The sequence below is a fragment of the Bacillus sp. RB3 genome (assembly GCF_030164735.1).
Lineage (GTDB): Bacteria > Bacillota > Bacilli > Bacillales > Bacillaceae_G > Bacillus_A > Bacillus_A cereus.
Map to the genome: position 1 here is coordinate 121,006 of NZ_JASNGE010000011.1, position 16,599 is coordinate 137,604.

Below are 16,599 nucleotides of genomic sequence, written 5' to 3' on the forward strand. Positions count from 1 at the left end.
CAAACAGTATATGTGGCTTGCTACTCTTCTTATAAAAAGGTGTATATGTATTGTTTCTAAGAGATACATTTGTAACAGATGAGCAAATGTATACAATTTTATATAGCAAGTATGTATATGCGATTTATGCAGATAAAGGACCTATAGGAAAGGTTCAAAATCGTTTATACAATGTAATCGGCAACACTTTCTAACAAGTTTAGAAAAATATTGTCGAATTATAAAGGAATTTTTTAATTTATATCGAATACAAAATACGACACGGAGATGGAGTTATGGGGAACAGAATTCCCGAAGAAGTTGTTGAACAGATTCGGACATCATCCGATATTGTAGAAGTCATTGGTGAATACGTTCAACTTAGAAAACAGGGGCGTAACTATTTCGGCCTTTGTCCATTTCATGGTGAGAATTCTCCTTCATTCTCTGTTTCATCTGATAAGCAAATTTTTCATTGCTTCGGATGTGGAGAAGGTGGAAATGTATTTTCCTTTCTAATGAAAATGGAAGGACTGGCTTTTACCGAGGCTGTTCAAAAGCTAGGCGAAAGAAATGGAATTGCGGTTGCAGAGTATACATCAGGGCAAGGACAACAAGAAGACATATCTGATGACACTGTCATCATGCAACAAGCTCATGAATTATTGAAAAAGTATTATCATCATTTATTAGTAAATACGGAAGAGGGAAATGAAGCACTTTCATATTTATTAAACCGTGGTATTACGAAAGAGATGATTGAGAAGTTTGAAATTGGTTATGCATCACCTGCTTGGGATGCAGCGACGAAAATTTTACAAAAAAGAGGTTTATCGCTGTCTAGTATGGAACAAGCTGGCCTTCTAATAAGAAGTGAGAAGGATGGTAGTCATTATGATCGCTTCCGTGGAAGAGTTATGTTCCCGATCTATACGTTACAAGGTAAGGTGATAGCGTTTAGTGGAAGGGCGTTAGGAGATGACACTCCGAAATATTTAAATAGCCCTGAAACACCGATTTTTCACAAAAGTAAATTGTTGTATAACTTCCACCAAGCAAGACCGTTTATTAGAAAGCGTGGGCAAGTGGTTCTTTTCGAAGGATATGCCGATGTACTAGCTGCGGTAAAAAGTGGTGTGGAAGAAGCTGTTGCGACAATGGGAACAGCTTTAACTGAAGAACAAGCAAAACTTCTGCGACGTAACGTTGAAACTGTTGTTCTTTGCTATGATGGTGATAAAGCAGGGCGAGAAGCGACGATGAAAGCAGGGCAATTATTGCTAAAAGTTGGTTGCCAAGTGAAAGTCACATCCTTGCCAGATAAGCTTGATCCTGATGAATATGTGCAACAATATGGGACTACTGCTTTTGAAAATCTTGTGAAATCAAGTGTGAGTTTTGTTGGTTTTAAAATAAATTATTTGCGTTTAGGGAAAAATTTGCAAGATGAGTCTGGCAAAGAAGAATATGTGAAGAGTGTTTTAAAAGAGTTATCGTTGTTACAAGATGCGATGCAGGCAGAGTCATATTTGAAGTCATTATCGCAAGAATTTTCGTATTCAATGGAAACACTTTTGAACCAATTGCACCAATATCGCAAAGAACAAAAGGTACAGCAAAAACAAATAAAGCAGGTTGCTAAACCGTCTCAAGTCGTTCAAACAAAACCGAAGTTAACAGGTTTTGAAAGAGCGGAAAGAGAAATTATTTACCATATGTTGCAAAGTGCAGAAGTAGCTGTTCGTATGGAATCCCATATAGAAGATTTTCATACAGAAGAACATAAAGGGATTTTATATGAACTATACGCATATTATGAAAAGGGAAATGAACCTTCAGTTGGAACATTTTTAAGTTGGCTCTCTGATGAAAAGTTGAAAAATATTATCACTGATATTTCGACGGATGAATTTATTAATCCAGAATACACAGAAGAAGTGTTGCAAGGCCATTTGGAGACGCTTAGACGGCATCAGGAAAAACTTGAAAAGATGGAAATTATCTTTAAAGTGAAACAAATGGAAAAAACAGATCCTGTAGAGGCTGCTAAATATTATGTAGCATATTTACAAAATCAAAAAGCAAGAAAATAGCTTTTTTGATAAAGTTTTAGTATAATGAATGTTTGTATCTCGCGTAAGGAGGGGAACAGATGGCTGACAAACCAGCTCGTTCTAAACAAATTGAAACTGAAATGACCCTTGAGCAAGTGAAAGAACAACTCACTGAGCTCGGAAAAAAACGTGGCGTTCTTACATATGAAGAGATTGCAGAACGCATGAATGGATTTGAAATTGAATCCGATCAAATGGATGAATACTATGAATATTTAGGTGAACAAGGCATTGATTTAGTTGGTGATAATGACAACGAAGAAGGCCCTAATAATCGCCAAATTACAAAAACAGAAGAAGAGTTTGACCTCAATGATTTAAGTGTACCACCTGGGGTTAAAATCAACGATCCTGTTCGTATGTATTTAAAAGAAATTGGTCGTGTAGACTTACTATCTGCAGAAGAAGAAATTCGACTTGCAACGCGTATTGAAGAAGGCGATGAAGAAGCGAAACGTCGTCTTGCAGAAGCAAACTTACGTCTTGTAGTAAGTATTGCAAAGCGCTATGTAGGCCGTGGTATGCTTTTCTTAGACTTAATTCAAGAAGGTAATATGGGTCTAATTAAAGCTGTTGAAAAGTTCGATTATCGTAAAGGTTTCAAATTTAGTACGTATGCAACTTGGTGGATTCGCCAAGCTATTACACGTGCCATTGCAGACCAAGCGCGAACAATTCGTATTCCAGTTCATATGGTTGAAACGATTAATAAGTTAATTCGTGTACAACGTCAATTATTACAAGATTTAGGTCGCGAACCATCTCCTGAAGAGATTGGTGAGGAAATGGATCTTGCTCCAGAAAAAGTACGTGAAATCTTAAAAATTGCACAGGAGCCAGTTTCTCTTGAAACACCAATTGGTGAAGAAGATGACTCCCATTTAGGTGACTTTATTGAAGACCAAGAAGCAACATCGCCTGCGGACCATGCAGCCTATGAATTGCTAAAAGAACAATTAGAAGATGTGTTAGATACACTAACAGATCGTGAAGAAAATGTTCTACGTCTTCGTTTCGGTTTAGATGATGGACGAACTCGTACGCTTGAAGAAGTTGGGAAAGTATTCGGCGTAACGAGAGAGCGTATTCGTCAAATTGAAGCAAAAGCACTTCGCAAATTAAGACATCCAAGCCGTAGTAAGCGTCTTAAGGATTTCTTAGAATAGGTTATTTTTTAAGTTTACTTCACTTTTGTGAAGTAAACTTTTTTATTTTGTTAATTTTTGTTAAAATTTAGCTATGGGCAACGATTACAATTTCTTGTAATTTATTTTACAGAATTGTCTTTTGATTTGCAAATGCTCATTTTTCGATTTTTCGATTAATTTTGTTTATTATATACAAAAATATATGTAGAAAAGCGAAAAATATGATGAGAAACGTTAATAATTATCGAAATAATAAGCGATATGACAATAAAAAACAATAAACTGAATTTATGGAATATTTTTAACAAGTAGTAGTTTGCTCTTTTCTGATAGAGCGTTTTCAAGTACAATATAAATGACTGAATCATCTAACTATTTAGGGGTATAGAGGGGGGAGAAGAGATATGAAACGTAATCCGCTGATTCCGTTCGCTCTTATTGCAGCATTGGGTATTATCGTTATGTTTGTATTTTCATTTCAGGGGCTAAATAAATCTAAAGAGTTAGCTGATGCAAAAAATGGCGGGAAGCCAGCACAAACGGCATCAAAACCAGAAGATATTGTGAAGCAAAGCTGTACGAGCTGCCATGGTGATCAGTTACAAGGGGCAGTTGGACCTAACTTACAAAAAATTGGTGGGAAACTTTCAAAGGATGAAATTAAAGAAATTCTTTCGAAAGGAAAAGGCAATATGCCTGCCAATATAGTTCCAGCTGATCAAGCCGCTAAAGTAGCTGATTGGTTATCGAAGAAAAAATAAAGTTCCGTATGACAAGCCTTTTGCTTATGCAAAGGGCTTGTTTTTCTATATTTTCTAAAATACGATGAATGATAGAGCGGTGAATTGTTGTTATGGGCTTGCAACAACTACTATAAATTCATTATCATGGAGACAGACTGACAAGAGAAGGAGTAATGGAAATACATGAATGAAGTAAAGCTTTCAAAACGATTAGAAGAAGTTGTACGTGAAATACCAGTAGGATCTACAGTTGCTGATATTGGATCGGATCATGCGTATTTACCGTGTTATACAATTATAAATAATATTGCTACAAAAGCAGTTGCAGGAGAGGTTGTAGATGGACCATTTCGCTCTGCGCAAGCAACTGTAGCTGAAAGTGGTTTACAAGATAAAGTAGATGTGCGTAAAGGGAATGGATTAGCTGTTATCGCACCAGGAGAAGTAGATGTAATTACGGTTGCCGGAATGGGCGGAGCGTTAATTCGTGACATTTTAGAAAGTGGTAAAGAAAAATTAGAAGGTGTAACACGTTTAATTTTACAGCCTAATATTGCAGCGCATCATATTCGTGAATGGTTTATTGAGAATGGTTGGGAGCTTATCCATGAAAAAATCGTAAAAGAAGATGGGAAGATTTACGAAATTTTAGTAGGGGAGCGCGGAAATGTTGTAGCGCCTTACTCTGAAAATAAACAAGCTGAATTGTTTATGGGACCATTTTTAATAACAGAAAAAAGTGAAGCCTTCGTTGAAAAATGGGAAGGAGAATTAAAAAACTTCCAAAATATTTTAAAACAGTTAGAACGTGCGGCTGATTCTGAAGAAACAAAAGCGAAGCGTGGGGAAGTAGAAGCGAAAATGAAAATGATAGGGGAGGTTTTATCATGAGTAAAATTCCAAACGGCCATGAAATTATTTCTTTATTTGAAAGTATGTATCCGAAGCATTTGGCAATGGAAGGAGATAAGATTGGTCTGCAGATTGGAGCGCTTAATAAACCCGTGCAGCACGTATTGATTGCGCTAGATGTAACGGAAGAAGTTGTGGATGAAGCAATTCAATTAGGGGCAAATGTCATTATTGCTCATCATCCTTTAATTTTTAACCCGTTAAAAGCGATTCATACAGATAAGGTGTATGGGAAAATTATTGAAAAGTGTATTAAAAATGATATTGCAATCTATGCAGCGCATACAAATGTGGATGTTGCTAAGGGCGGGGTAAACGATTTACTTGCTGAGGCGTTAGGATTGCAAAATACAGAAGTTTTGGCACCGACATATGCAGAAGAAATGAAAAAAGTTGTTGTGTTTGTGCCAGTCACTCATGCAGAAGAAGTAAGGAAAGCATTAGGAGACGCAGGTGCTGGTCATATCGGCAATTATAGCCACTGTACGTTTAGTAGCGAGGGTACAGGCACATTTGTACCTCAAGAAGGGACAAATCCTTATATCGGGGAAACTGGACAGTTAGAACGTGTAGAAGAAGTGCGAATCGAAACGATTATTCCAGCTTCCTTACAGCGGAAAGTGATTAAAGCAATGGTAACGGCGCACCCTTATGAAGAAGTAGCGTACGATGTGTATCCGCTTGATAATAAAGGTGAAACGTTAGGCCTAGGAAAAATAGGATACTTACAAGAAGAAATGACGCTTGGCCAATTTGCAGAACATGTGAAACAATCATTAGACGTGAAGGGCGCAAGAGTTGTCGGTAAGTTAGATGATAAAGTGCGTAAAGTAGCTGTACTTGGTGGAGATGGTAATAAATATATAAACCAAGCGAAATTTAAAGGAGCAGATGTATATGTAACTGGTGACATGTACTATCATGTTGCTCATGATGCGATGATGCTCGGTTTAAATATAGTTGACCCGGGACATAATGTTGAAAAAGTAATGAAACAAGGTGTGCAAAAGCAATTACAAGAAAAAGTGGATGCAAAGAAACTCAATGTACACATTCATGCTTCGCAGTTACATACAGATCCATTTATATTTGTATAAGAAAAATAAAAACCGTTGCTCATGTAAGCAACGGTTTTTATTATTGTTCTTTTTTCACTTTCACGCGAGGTAATATTTTTTGTAACGGTACTTTTCGAACTCTTTCCCATGTAGCGGGATTCATTGGGTCATATTGCTCTAAGAAAGCGATAACTTCTTTCGTAATTGGCGTTGGAGTAGAAGCACCTGCTGTAACAGCTACGTTTTCTACACCTTGTAGCCACTCTAATTGAATTTCGCTTACATCAGCAACTCGATATGCTTTTGTACCCGCGATTTCTTGTGATACTTGTGCTAAGCGATTTGAATTGTTACTTTTCGGATCACCAACAACAATTGTTAAGTCTGCAACATCAGCTTGTTTAGCGACAGCTTCTTGGCGAACTTGAGTAGCTAAACAAATTTCTTTATGGAATTCTGCTGTTGGGAATTTTTTTTGAATGTCCTCCATTAAATGTTGAACATCCCATTGACTCATCGTTGTTTGATTTGTTACTAAAATTTTATCTGTTGGGATTTCTAATGTTTTTAAATCATCGGCTCTTTCGATAAGGTGAACGATGTCAGGTGCAATACCAACTGCGCCTTCTGGCTCTGGATGATTTTTTTTACCGATATAAATGACATGATACCCTTCCGCTTTCTTAGCTTCGATAAGGTCATGCGTCTTGGTAACATCTGGGCAAGTGGCATCGATTGTTGTTAAACCTTTTTCTTTTGCGCGTTGTTTAACTTCTGGAGAAACACCGTGTGCTGTGAAAATAACAGTACCAGAATCAATTTTATCTAAAATTTCTAAGCGACTTGGACCGTCTAATGTGATGATTCCATCTTCTTCAAAAGCGTCTGTAACATGTTTATTGTGAACAATCATACCTAAAATATAAATGGGTCTCGGCAATGATTTATCTAATGCAGCGTTACGTGCAATTACCATTGCATCGACAACACCGTAGCAATAACCACGAGGGGAAATTTTAACAATTTTCATATGAGTAATCCTCTCCTTCTAAACAAGGGATACTTTTGTGCATAGTCTTTTACATTATAAAGGAGGAGTGGATAGAAAACAAAGGATTGTTACACATATAGTTTTGGTTTTGTTGCTGTTTGTTGAACTGGTTCTTTCGGTAACTCTTTTTCTATTACAGGTTCAATCACTATTTTCTTTCGTTTTCGTTTCTTTTTTTGAGGTGCAGGAGGCGGACTTTCTACCTCAACTGGCTCTGTTACATTTTCCGTTTGATTTTCTTCCGTACTTTTTCCAGAGGTGAGGATTTTAACAATGCTTGGTAGACTACGCATAATAGGACCATACTGTTCGACGACAGGACCTACAGATTGAACGACTTGGGATACTTTTTCGATGTTGTTTATCATATTAGTAGGATTCGAAATTAAGTTCGAAAAGAAACTGCCGATGCCACTGCTTGCTGTTGCGGCAGCTGTAGTTGCGCCGCCGCGCGTTTCATTTGATTCATACATTTGAGGCGGTATCATTTGCTCAGGATGTTGCTGCATGTATGGTTGATATTGTGGATGTTGCTGCGGATATTGTTGCTGATATTGCTGCTGATATTGCTGTTGATATTGTGGCGGCGGTGGTGGTTGCTGATGCATCATCGGTTGCCCTTCCATTTGTCGGTAAGGTGGAACCATTTGCATAAAAGGCTCGGTTGGATCGTGTTTTTTAAAAAGCTTAGCAAGAAAACCTTTCTTTTTTTGTGCCATTGGTGGTAGTTGTGGAATTGGATATGGTGTATAAGGTTGCTGCCCTGGATTCGGATACATTTGCCTTGTAGGGGATTTCGGAAACATGTGAGAAATCCTCCTTTCTTCAGTTAGGTATATACACATACAATATGCAATAAAAGGGAAGAAGGTTAGTTTTTGAAGTGAAAACCTAAACTAAAGATGGATTTTACTTGTAGATTTCGATATAATGTAGACTTGACTGATTTGTGCGCGCAGTAGAAATTTTAGAAAGAAGGTGTAACTTATGACACAACAAACTTTTACACAGTATGATTTTAAACCATTTTTAATAGATGCAGTTCGTGAACTACGCTTTACAGAGCCGACAGGAATTCAGCAGAAAATTTTCCCGGTCGTGAAAAAAGGTGTAAGTGTAATTGGACAATCCCAAACAGGTTCTGGGAAAACACATGCATACTTACTTCCTACATTAAACAGAATTAATGCAAGTCGTGAAGAAGTACAACTTGTTATTACAGCGCCTACTCGTGAGTTAGCACAACAAATTTACGAAGAAATCGTGAAATTAACAAAGTTTTGTGCGGAAGACCAAATGATTACAGCACGTTGTTTAATTGGTGGAACTGATAAACAACGCTCAATTGAAAAGTTGAAAAAACAACCTCATATCGTAGTTGGAACACCAGGACGTATTAAAGATTTAGTAGAAGAGCAAGCATTATTTGTTCATAAAGCAAATACGATTATTGTCGATGAAGCAGACTTAATGCTTGATATGGGATTCATTCATGATGTAGATAAAATTGCAGCACGCATGCCTAAAAACTTGCAAATGTTAGTTTTCTCTGCAACAATTCCTCAAAAACTAAAACCGTTTCTGAAGAAGTATATGGAGAATCCAGAGCATATTCATATCAATCCAAAACAAGTTGCAGCTGGAAACATTGAACACTATTTAGTGCCTTCTAAACATCGTAATAAAATTGATTTAGTGCATAAAATGCTACTTCAATTTAAACCGTATTTAGCAGTTGTTTTCACGAATACGAAAAAGATGGCAGACCAAGTTGCTGATGGATTAATGGAACGCGGCTTAAAAGTTGGACGAATTCACGGGGATTTATCACCACGTGATCGTAAAAAAATGATGAAACAAATTCGTGACCTTGAATTCCAATATATTGTTGCGACTGATTTAGCAGCACGTGGTATTGATATTGAAGGGATTAGCCATGTTATTAACTATGAGCTACCATCAGATTTAGATTTCTTCGTTCACCGCGTTGGAAGAACAGCACGTGCGGGGCATTCTGGTATTGCAGTGACGATATATGATCCAGCAAACGAAGAAGCGTTAGATAGTTTAGAAAAACAACGTCATATTGAGTTCAAGCATGTAGATTTACGCGGAGATGAGTGGGCCGATTTAGGTGAGCGTCGTCGTCGTAAGAGCCGTAAAAAACCAAATGACGAACTTGATGTTATGGCAACGAAAGTTATTAAAAAACCGAAAAAAGTAAAACCAAACTATAAACGTAAACTTGCAACAGAACGTGACAAAGTGAAGAAAAAATATGGCAATAAAAAAAGATAAGGGGTTTCCCTTATCTTTTTTTTATCCCGCTATTTGTGGGAGGTGTAATCAATATGGATAGAAAAGTATTGATTAAAGTTTCACTTAATCCAGCCAATTTAAATGAAAAGTATAGTCTGTATAAATAGATATATAAATTTGTGTAGTGCATCTTTTGTGAACAAACAATTCACTACATATTTCTACAAATTATGCTATCATTATATCTATTGTATATTGAAGAGGTGATTGTATGTTAAAGATTGGATCTCATGTTTCCATGAGTGGTAAGAAAATGTTATTAGCAGCAAGTGAAGAGGCTGTTTCATACGGTGCAACAACGTTTATGATTTATACAGGTGCACCGCAAAATACACGAAGAAAACCAATTGAAGAATTGAACATAGAAGCAGGAAGAAAACATATGGAGCTGAACGGAATTGAGGAAATTATCGTCCATGCGCCGTATATTATTAATGTTGGGAATACGACGAAGCCAGAAACATTCCAATTAGGCGTAGACTTTCTTCGCATGGAAATTGAAAGAACATCGGCATTAGGTGTAGCGAAACAAATTGTTCTTCACCCAGGAGCGCACGTTGGTGCTGGAGCGGATGCTGGTATTCAACAAATTATTAAAGGGCTTAATGAAGTATTAACGCCAGAACAGACGGTTAACATTGCGTTAGAGACGATGGCAGGAAAGGGAACAGAATGCGGTCGTAGCTTTGAAGAAATTGCAAAAATTATTGATGGTGTAAAATATAATGAAAAGCTATCTGTATGCTTTGATACATGTCATACGCACGATGCAGGATATGATATTGTAAATGACTTTGACGGCGTATTAAACGAATTTGATAAAATCGTTGGTATAGATCGTTTACAAGTACTTCATATTAATGATAGTAAAAATATACGCGGAGCAGGAAAAGACCGTCATGAAAACATTGGATTTGGTCACATTGGGTATAAAGCATTGCATCACATTGTACATCATCCACAGTTAATGCATGTACCAAAAATTCTTGAAACACCGTATGTAGGGGAAGATAAAAAAGATAAGAAGCCGCCATACAAATTGGAAATCGAAATGCTGAAAAACGGCACTTTTGATGAAGGGCTTCTTGAAAAAATTAAAGCGCAATAAGGAGGGGGAAATCCCCTCCTTATTTTAGTAGTTGCTGAAATAATGTATTTACTTGTTGGGCAGTGGCAGGGGAAGTTACTTTTGCGATTTGTTTTAAGAGCTCTAGTCGCTCGTTGTTATCGTAAATATTAATATTTTTACCCTTCATAAGTAAAACGATTTGATCAGCTTGTGCGGCTGTAATGGGAACTTCATATTCTTTGCTATATTTTAATAACTCTTTTGTAGAAATATGATTTAATTTTTTATTAACAATTTGTTTAATGAGGTTCATCTTATTATCCTCCTTCACGCGTTCTTCTATCGAAATATATGAGCATATAGCTTGTACATATTCGTATGGAGTTTCTTTTTTCATGAGGAAAAGAAGCGTATGTTATAATATAAGGACAAAACTACAGAAAAAGAGTAAAGGGAGGACTTATGGAGCAAAAGCAACATCGAAAAGAAAGTGTTATTCATCTCATTTATCGTTTAGTTATGATTATTTTTGGAGCAGCATGCGCGGCGGTAGCAATTGAACTATTTTTAATGCCAAATAAAATTATTGATGGTGGAATTATTGGTATTTCTCTTATATTAGATTATCTTACTCCTAACATTTGGTGGTTAAGTTTTTCTACTTTAGTCGTTGTTCTCAATATCCCATTTATGTATTCCGGTTATAAGCAAATTGGAAAAACATTTATGTTATCTTCGACATTTGGTATTGTAGCGTTAGCTTTCATTGAGTCAACGTTACATGCGGTACCACCATTTACAACAGAACCTATTTTAGCGACAGTGTTTGGTGGTCTTATTTTAGGTCTTGGTGTAGGACTTGTAATTCGTCATGGTGGATCGCTAGATGGAACTGAAATTATGGGGATTTTATTAACGAAGAAATTACCGTTCTCTGTTGGTGAATTCGTAATGTTTGTGAACTTATTTATTTTTGCATGGGCAGCATTTGTGTTTGGTGTGGAACAAGCGATGTATTCTGTTATGACGTACTATATCGCATTTAAAACGATCGATACAGTAATTCAAGGGCTAGATGAAACGAAGGCGGTTTTAATTGTATCTGATCAATATGAGGAAGTATCAAACGCGATTTTGCATCGTCTTGGCCGTGGAACTACAAAGCTTGTAGCGAAAGGTGGTTACACGGATAAAGAAAAAGAAGTTATTTATGCAGTTGTAACGCGTCTAGAAGTGACGAAGTTAAAATCAATTGTGCATGAAATTGATGAAAATGCGTTTGTTACGATTATGAGCACGCAAGAGACAAATGGTGGTAAGTTTAAATCGGCTATTCACTAAAAAGTTTATAGGAATATTTTTCGAAAGCAGAGAATTTTTCTCTGCTTTTTGTTATAATAGTAAGGTTTCTTGAAAAAATAGATATATTTTAGGCAGATTGGTTTACAACTATAATAAGCTGTACTATAATTCAAATAGATATAAATCGGAATCATTCTGAATTAAAATAGGTGAGATGCTATGAATAATATATTAGAAATTGAAGGTTTAACATTCCGATACGAAGATCGGAATGTGTTAGAAAATATTAATTTGCAAGTTCCGAAGGGAGCTTTTTTAGGTTTAGTGGGACCGAATGGTTCAGGTAAATCAACTTTACTTAAGTGTTTATTAGGTGTTTTAAAGCCAAAAGAAGGAAGCATTCGCGTGTTTGGCGTTGATAGTAAGAAGTTTAAGGAATGGAACAAAGTTGGTTATGTATCCCAAAAGGCAAATAGTTTCAATTCTGGTTTTCCAGCAACTGTTTCTGAAGTTGTGTCAATGGGACTTGTTTCGAAAAAAGGGCTTTTTCGCTTTTTCACAAAAGAGGATAAGAAAAAGGTAGAAAAAGCAATTGCTGATGTAGGGATGAGTGAGTTTCAAGGTCGTAACATTGGAGAGCTTTCTGGTGGACAGCAACAGCGTGTATTTATTGCTCGTGCGCTCGTTAGTGATCCTGAATTGCTTATTTTGGACGAGCCTACTGTTGGAATCGATGTAAAAAATGTGGAAAGTTTTTACGAAATATTAGAGGATTTAAACAAAAGGCTCGGGATCACATTAATTCTTGTTACTCATGATATGGGAGCTGTTACTGAAAAAGTAACACATGTTGCATGCCTAAACCAACATCTACATTTCCATGGAAATGTAGAGAAGTTCCGAGAGTTAGAAGATGCAGAAATGTCCGTCTTATATGGACATCATGTTCATCGTTTAGAACACGAACATGAGCATCACGGGAGGATATAATGATACAAGATTTTTTACAATATGACTTTTTACGTAATTCTTTATACGCAGGTATTTTAATTGGACTTGTTGCACCGTTAATTGGTGTGTTTGTTGTTATTCGTCGTTTATCTCTTATTGCGGATGCATTAAGTCACGTGACGTTATCGGGTATTGCAGCAAGTTTATTACTTGAAAAAACCATTTTTACAGGTGGGTTTTTAAACCCCTTATATATGGGGATGATTTTCTCGATTGGTGGAGCGCTACTAATCGAAAAGTTACGAACTGTATATAAGCACTATCAAGAATTAGCAATTCCAATTATCCTTTCGGCAGGGATGGGGGTTGGAGTTATTTTCATTTCACTTGCAAATGGATTTAACACAGACTTATTTAGTTATTTATTTGGTAGTGTCAGTGCTGTAACAAGTACAGATTTAATTATTATTGGGATTGTAGCAATTGTTGTTGTTGCGACAATTATTTTATTATATAAAGAGCTGTTTCTATTATCATTTGATGAGGAATACGCAGTATCAACTGGTTTAAGAGCGAAATGGATTCACTTTATTTTCATTATATTAGTTGCTCTTGTCATTGCAGTATCAATGCGTGTAGTGGGGGTTCTTCTTGTATCATCATTAATGACGTTACCAGTTGCAGCAAGTATTCGTATTGCTAAAGGATTTAAACAAACAATTTTCTTTTCCATTTTATTTGGTGAAATTGCAGTAATTGGTGGAATGTTTGCTTCGTATCAACTTGATTTAGCGCCAGGTGGTACAATTGTTATGATAGCAGTTCTTATTTTAATCGGTGCGATTTTATGGAAGAAGAAAAAAACTGCATAAAGTAGGGATAGGTATGAATCTAACAGAAGCTTTACGCCTAATGAAAGAAAAAGGATACAAACATACTGGAAAAAGAGAAGAGATGCTCAGATTATTTGCAGCACATAATCGTTATTTAACTGCGAAAGACGTTTTAGAGCATATGAAGGACGATTATCCAGGGCTTAGTTTTGATACGATTTATCGTAACTTAACAGTTTTTGCTGAGATTGGTGTTTTAGAACAAACGGAATTAAATGGTGAAAAACATTTTCGTTTTACTTGTTCTATTATGGAACATCATCATCATTTTATTTGTTTGGATTGTGGGGGAACGAAAGAGATTACTTCCTGTCCAATGGATTTTATGAATAAAGATTTTACCGGTTATGAAGTAACGGGGCATAAGTTTGAAATATATGGTCGTTGTCCAAAATGTGCAAAGTAAAAGCTCGTCGGTTATATAACTGACGAGCTTTTTTACGTAGAAAAGAAGGTTGCTCACAAATGTTGTGGCAACCTTCTTTTTATTGTTCTTGTGTCTCTTTTTCTTTTTCTCGTTCAGCAGCCATTTCAGCAGCAATTACGTCGATTTCTTTTTTCAGTTCTTCTACCATTGTTTCTTCTGGTACTTTACGAACGACTTGCCCTTTACGGAATAATAATCCCTCTCCACGTGCACCGGCAATACCGATATCAGCTTCACGAGCTTCACCAGGGCCATTTACAGCGCAACCAAGTACTGCAACTTTAATTGGTACTTGAAGTGTAGAGATGTATTCTTCCACTTCGTTAGCGATGCTAATTAAATCAATTTCAATACGACCACAAGTTGGACAAGAGATAAGTGTTGCTGCGTTAGACGCAAGACCGAATGATTTTAATAGTTCACGAGCAACTTTTACTTCTTCAACTGGATCAGCACTTAATGAAATACGTAGTGTATTTCCGATGCCTTTATTTAAGATTGCTCCAAGACCAGCAGCACTTTTTACAGTTCCGGCAAACAATGTTCCAGATTCTGTAATACCTAAATGTAATGGATAATCAAAAGCACGAGCAGCTTTCTCGTATGCTTCAATTGCTAAGTTAACATCAGAGGCTTTCATAGATACGATAATATCGTGGAAATCTAGGTCCTCTAAAATTTTAATATGATGTAGCGCGCTCTCAACCATACCATCTGCAGTTGGGTACCCGTACTTTTCTAAAATATGACGCTCTAATGAACCAGCGTTTACACCAATACGGATTGGAATACCGCGCTCTTTTGCTGCATTTACAACAGCTTCTACTTTATGGCGACGACCAATGTTACCTGGATTGATACGTACTTTATCAATGCCGCCTTCAATTGCTTTTAAAGCAAGGCGATAATCAAAATGAATATCAGCAACAAGTGGAATGTTGATTTGTTTTTTTATATCAGCAATAGCATCTGCTGCGCGTTCATCTGGAACGGCAACGCGGACGACTTGACAGCCGGCTTCTTCTAAACGCTTAATTTCAGCAACTGTTGCTTCAACATCATGTGTTTTTGTTGTTGTCATACTTTGTATAATTAATTCATTATTACCGCCGATTGTTAAATTACCGACTTTAACTGGACGTGTTTTTGTACGATGAGTCATTTCATTCACGAATAGATCGCTCTCCTTATAAAAGAAGTTTCTTATTTAGTCCCTCATATCAATGATAGTATACGTGATATAGGGCTATAGAAACCGAAGTACTCGGTTTCACTTTTACTATTGTATCAGCGCCTTTATGTAATTGACAAGGATTAAGTGATAGCTTATTGATATAAGGGGAATTTATAAGACTTTCCAATTTGTATTTTTGTAGCAGATGTACTTTTGTTTAATTGTTTAAAGTCGTTAATGACTTTTTCTATGGAAGGAATTTTTTTCTTGTTAATTTGTTCTGTAATAGAAAGAACTGTCTCACCAGTTTTTACTTCAATTGTTTTATAAGATACATCCGTTTCTTTTTCTGTTTTGTTCTCTTTATTCTGTTGACTGTCTGTGTTTTCTTTTTTAATCGTTTGAGCAGCAGTTGTTTTTTTATATGAACTTAACATCGGTAAAGTACCGATTTTTATATCGTAATAAAATATATAACCGAGAACAAGCACGAATAGGAATATACCTAATCTCTTCATATTCTTCACTCCTTTGCTAGGAATATATGCTTGTCCAAAAAAAAAATGCCTATTTAGGCATTTTTTTTCGTTCTTATTTTTCTTTCGGTTTTGGAACTTCTTTAATCGTTAAGTACAGAACAATTAAAACAACTGCGATATAGATGAATGTTGATCCAGGTACGACAATCTTACATGCATCCATAATCATAAAGAAGATTGTTGGGATTGTGTAGCTGTATGCAGTTAGTGTCCAAACTTGTTTATAGGATAGTTTACGTTGACCGCTCATAGCAGAACCGATGAACGCAAGTAAAGTCACACCTACAAAAGTGATGAATAATTGGAATAGGTACACTAAGAATCCAATAACAAATAATAAAATTGGATAAATATTATCGAATAAAGAAATAAATTCTTGTAGATCTTTTTTCTCAAGAGATGCACCTAACAAATCGTTATAAGAATACGTTTGTATTTGACCATTTCCCATAGAGACTACTTTATCTTTTAAAACAAATAAACCTGTTTTATTTTGATATTTTTCTAGGTCTGTTGAATTTGGATCAAATACGAAAAGTGCATTTCCTTCTTCTTTTTCAATAGGTTGATCAATATCGGCTTTTAGTTCGCCATTTTCAATTTTAAAATCAGGTAAATCTTTATCGATGACTTGATTTACCATGCTTACACCATCTTGGATAAAACTACCGTACAAAAAAGTTCTTGGAATAGTAGTAATTAAGCAAAGTAGCATAATATACAAAATGGTTTTACCGATTTTTTGAAAACGGAATAGCGCCATATCTTTAGGCGAGTATATGCTTTTTACGAATTGGGTAAATATGGACATAGATTCACTTCCTTTATGTATGTATGAAATCATTGTAACGTAGTAATCTAGAGAATCTCAAGATATATTATATTTACATATAGTGGAGATAACTAAATTTCTTTTATTA

Annotated in this window: 18 protein-coding genes; 12 read left to right on the top strand and 6 right to left on the bottom strand. The window is 36.1% G+C overall.

The annotated features are described in order from the left end of the window. Positions 1–50 precede the first annotated feature (50 nt). The 6 genes from QO049_RS16160 (at position 51) to QO049_RS16185 (ending at position 5,993) form a co-directional block, all read left to right on the top strand. Positions 51–194, top strand: a complete 144-nt coding sequence (locus QO049_RS16160) for a hypothetical protein (RefSeq protein ID WP_000479733.1) — start codon at positions 51–53, stop codon at positions 192–194. Between the two features lie 81 nt (positions 195–275). Next, complete coding sequence (dnaG, locus tag QO049_RS16165; protein WP_000528221.1) at positions 276–2,072, top strand: DNA primase; 1,797 nt, start codon at positions 276–278, stop codon at positions 2,070–2,072. A gap of 59 nt (positions 2,073–2,131) precedes the next feature. After that, a complete protein-coding gene (rpoD, locus tag QO049_RS16170; protein WP_000764066.1) occupies positions 2,132–3,259 on the top strand; it encodes an RNA polymerase sigma factor RpoD in 1,128 nt (375 codons plus the stop codon). 386 nt (positions 3,260–3,645) lie between these two features. Further along, positions 3,646–4,002 (top strand): cytochrome c550, encoded by a 357-nt coding sequence (cccA, locus tag QO049_RS16175; RefSeq protein WP_000828141.1) that lies wholly within the window; start codon positions 3,646–3,648, stop codon positions 4,000–4,002. A 165-nt stretch (positions 4,003–4,167) separates the two neighbouring features. After that, positions 4,168–4,875, top strand: a complete 708-nt coding sequence (locus QO049_RS16180; RefSeq protein WP_001006545.1) for a tRNA (adenine(22)-N(1))-methyltransferase — start codon at positions 4,168–4,170, stop codon at positions 4,873–4,875. After that, complete coding sequence (locus tag QO049_RS16185) at positions 4,872–5,993, top strand: Nif3-like dinuclear metal center hexameric protein (protein ID WP_000036233.1); 1,122 nt, start codon at positions 4,872–4,874, stop codon at positions 5,991–5,993. The genes QO049_RS16180 and QO049_RS16185 overlap by 4 nt, the downstream gene beginning before the upstream one ends. A 40-nt stretch (positions 5,994–6,033) precedes the next feature. Here QO049_RS16185 and QO049_RS16190 read toward each other — a convergent pair whose 3' ends face one another. Next, positions 6,034–6,984, bottom strand: coding sequence for a 4-hydroxy-3-methylbut-2-enyl diphosphate reductase (locus tag QO049_RS16190; RefSeq protein WP_000706659.1), 951 nt, complete (start codon positions 6,982–6,984; stop codon positions 6,034–6,036). A gap of 89 nt (positions 6,985–7,073) precedes the next feature. Beyond that, complete coding sequence (gene vrrA, locus QO049_RS16195) at positions 7,074–7,811, bottom strand: VrrA/YqfQ family protein (protein ID WP_097918791.1); 738 nt, start codon at positions 7,809–7,811, stop codon at positions 7,074–7,076. 181 nt (positions 7,812–7,992) lie between these two features. Here vrrA and QO049_RS16200 point away from each other — a divergent pair, with 181 nt between their 5' ends. Beyond that, positions 7,993–9,303, top strand: coding sequence for a DEAD/DEAH box helicase (locus QO049_RS16200; RefSeq protein ID WP_000194015.1), 1,311 nt, complete (start codon positions 7,993–7,995; stop codon positions 9,301–9,303). A 232-nt stretch (positions 9,304–9,535) separates the two neighbouring features. After that, complete coding sequence (locus tag QO049_RS16205; protein ID WP_000912456.1) at positions 9,536–10,432, top strand: deoxyribonuclease IV; 897 nt, start codon at positions 9,536–9,538, stop codon at positions 10,430–10,432. A gap of 19 nt (positions 10,433–10,451) precedes the next feature. On the opposite strand, the gene QO049_RS16210 is transcribed toward QO049_RS16205, so the two are convergent. Continuing rightward, positions 10,452–10,706 carry a DUF2624 domain-containing protein gene (locus tag QO049_RS16210; protein ID WP_001048954.1) on the bottom strand — a complete coding sequence of 85 codons (255 nt, stop codon included), beginning with the start codon at positions 10,704–10,706 and terminating at the stop codon, positions 10,452–10,454. A 149-nt stretch (positions 10,707–10,855) separates the two neighbouring features. Here QO049_RS16210 and QO049_RS16215 point away from each other — a divergent pair, with 149 nt between their 5' ends. From QO049_RS16215 to QO049_RS16230, 4 genes are all read left to right on the top strand, one after another. Next, a complete protein-coding gene (locus QO049_RS16215) occupies positions 10,856–11,734 on the top strand; it encodes a YitT family protein (protein WP_000435963.1) in 879 nt (292 codons plus the stop codon). 180 nt (positions 11,735–11,914) lie between these two features. After that, a complete protein-coding gene (locus tag QO049_RS16220; RefSeq protein ID WP_001059662.1) occupies positions 11,915–12,685 on the top strand; it encodes a metal ABC transporter ATP-binding protein in 771 nt (256 codons plus the stop codon). Then, the gene (locus QO049_RS16225; RefSeq protein ID WP_000613815.1) at positions 12,685–13,518 is read left to right on the top strand and encodes a metal ABC transporter permease; all 834 of its coding nucleotides are present in this window, start codon (positions 12,685–12,687) and stop codon (positions 13,516–13,518) included. The genes QO049_RS16220 and QO049_RS16225 overlap by 1 nt, the downstream gene beginning before the upstream one ends. A 13-nt stretch (positions 13,519–13,531) precedes the next feature. Beyond that, positions 13,532–13,945, top strand: a complete 414-nt coding sequence (locus tag QO049_RS16230; RefSeq protein ID WP_001054516.1) for a Fur family transcriptional regulator — start codon at positions 13,532–13,534, stop codon at positions 13,943–13,945. A gap of 79 nt (positions 13,946–14,024) precedes the next feature. Here the strand turns inward: QO049_RS16230 and ispG are convergent, their stop codons facing one another. The 3 genes from ispG to yqgB all read right to left on the bottom strand — a co-directional run bounded on the left by ispG (position 14,025) and on the right by yqgB (position 16,490). Further along, positions 14,025–15,128, bottom strand: coding sequence for a flavodoxin-dependent (E)-4-hydroxy-3-methylbut-2-enyl-diphosphate synthase (gene ispG, locus QO049_RS16235; RefSeq protein ID WP_153577907.1), 1,104 nt, complete (start codon positions 15,126–15,128; stop codon positions 14,025–14,027). A 164-nt stretch (positions 15,129–15,292) separates the two neighbouring features. Continuing rightward, positions 15,293–15,658, bottom strand: a complete 366-nt coding sequence (gene yqfZ / locus QO049_RS16240; RefSeq protein WP_097918792.1) for a protein YqfZ — start codon at positions 15,656–15,658, stop codon at positions 15,293–15,295. A 73-nt stretch (positions 15,659–15,731) separates the two neighbouring features. Continuing rightward, on the bottom strand, positions 15,732–16,490 hold the full coding sequence (gene yqgB / locus QO049_RS16245) for a protein YqgB (protein WP_000021899.1): 759 nt from the start codon (positions 16,488–16,490) through the stop codon (positions 15,732–15,734). Positions 16,491–16,599 lie beyond the last annotated feature (109 nt).

What these genes read in the sequence shown, in the direction of transcription:
- dnaG (WP_000528221.1), top strand. Translation starts at nt 276, where the DNA reads ATGGGGAACAGAATTCCCGAAGAAGTTGTTGAACAGATTCGGACATCA.
- QO049_RS16230 (WP_001054516.1), top strand. Translation starts at nt 13,532, where the DNA reads ATGAATCTAACAGAAGCTTTACGCCTAATGAAAGAAAAAGGATACAAA.
- QO049_RS16215 (WP_000435963.1), top strand. Translation starts at nt 10,856, where the DNA reads ATGGAGCAAAAGCAACATCGAAAAGAAAGTGTTATTCATCTCATTTAT.
- QO049_RS16180 (WP_001006545.1), top strand. Translation starts at nt 4,168, where the DNA reads ATGAATGAAGTAAAGCTTTCAAAACGATTAGAAGAAGTTGTACGTGAA.
- QO049_RS16190 (WP_000706659.1), bottom strand. Translation starts at nt 6,984, where the DNA reads ATGAAAATTGTTAAAATTTCCCCTCGTGGTTATTGCTACGGTGTTGTC.
- QO049_RS16225 (WP_000613815.1), top strand. Translation starts at nt 12,685, where the DNA reads ATGATACAAGATTTTTTACAATATGACTTTTTACGTAATTCTTTATAC.
- yqgB (WP_000021899.1), bottom strand. Translation starts at nt 16,490, where the DNA reads ATGTCCATATTTACCCAATTCGTAAAAAGCATATACTCGCCTAAAGAT.
- QO049_RS16200 (WP_000194015.1), top strand. Translation starts at nt 7,993, where the DNA reads ATGACACAACAAACTTTTACACAGTATGATTTTAAACCATTTTTAATA.
- QO049_RS16210 (WP_001048954.1), bottom strand. Translation starts at nt 10,706, where the DNA reads ATGAACCTCATTAAACAAATTGTTAATAAAAAATTAAATCATATTTCT.
- yqfZ (WP_097918792.1), bottom strand. Translation starts at nt 15,658, where the DNA reads ATGAAGAGATTAGGTATATTCCTATTCGTGCTTGTTCTCGGTTATATA.
- cccA (WP_000828141.1), top strand. Translation starts at nt 3,646, where the DNA reads ATGAAACGTAATCCGCTGATTCCGTTCGCTCTTATTGCAGCATTGGGT.
- vrrA (WP_097918791.1), bottom strand. Translation starts at nt 7,811, where the DNA reads ATGTTTCCGAAATCCCCTACAAGGCAAATGTATCCGAATCCAGGGCAG.
- QO049_RS16220 (WP_001059662.1), top strand. Translation starts at nt 11,915, where the DNA reads ATGAATAATATATTAGAAATTGAAGGTTTAACATTCCGATACGAAGAT.
- rpoD (WP_000764066.1), top strand. Translation starts at nt 2,132, where the DNA reads ATGGCTGACAAACCAGCTCGTTCTAAACAAATTGAAACTGAAATGACC.
- QO049_RS16205 (WP_000912456.1), top strand. Translation starts at nt 9,536, where the DNA reads ATGTTAAAGATTGGATCTCATGTTTCCATGAGTGGTAAGAAAATGTTA.
- QO049_RS16185 (WP_000036233.1), top strand. Translation starts at nt 4,872, where the DNA reads ATGAGTAAAATTCCAAACGGCCATGAAATTATTTCTTTATTTGAAAGT.
- ispG (WP_153577907.1), bottom strand. Translation starts at nt 15,128, where the DNA reads ATGACTCATCGTACAAAAACACGTCCAGTTAAAGTCGGTAATTTAACA.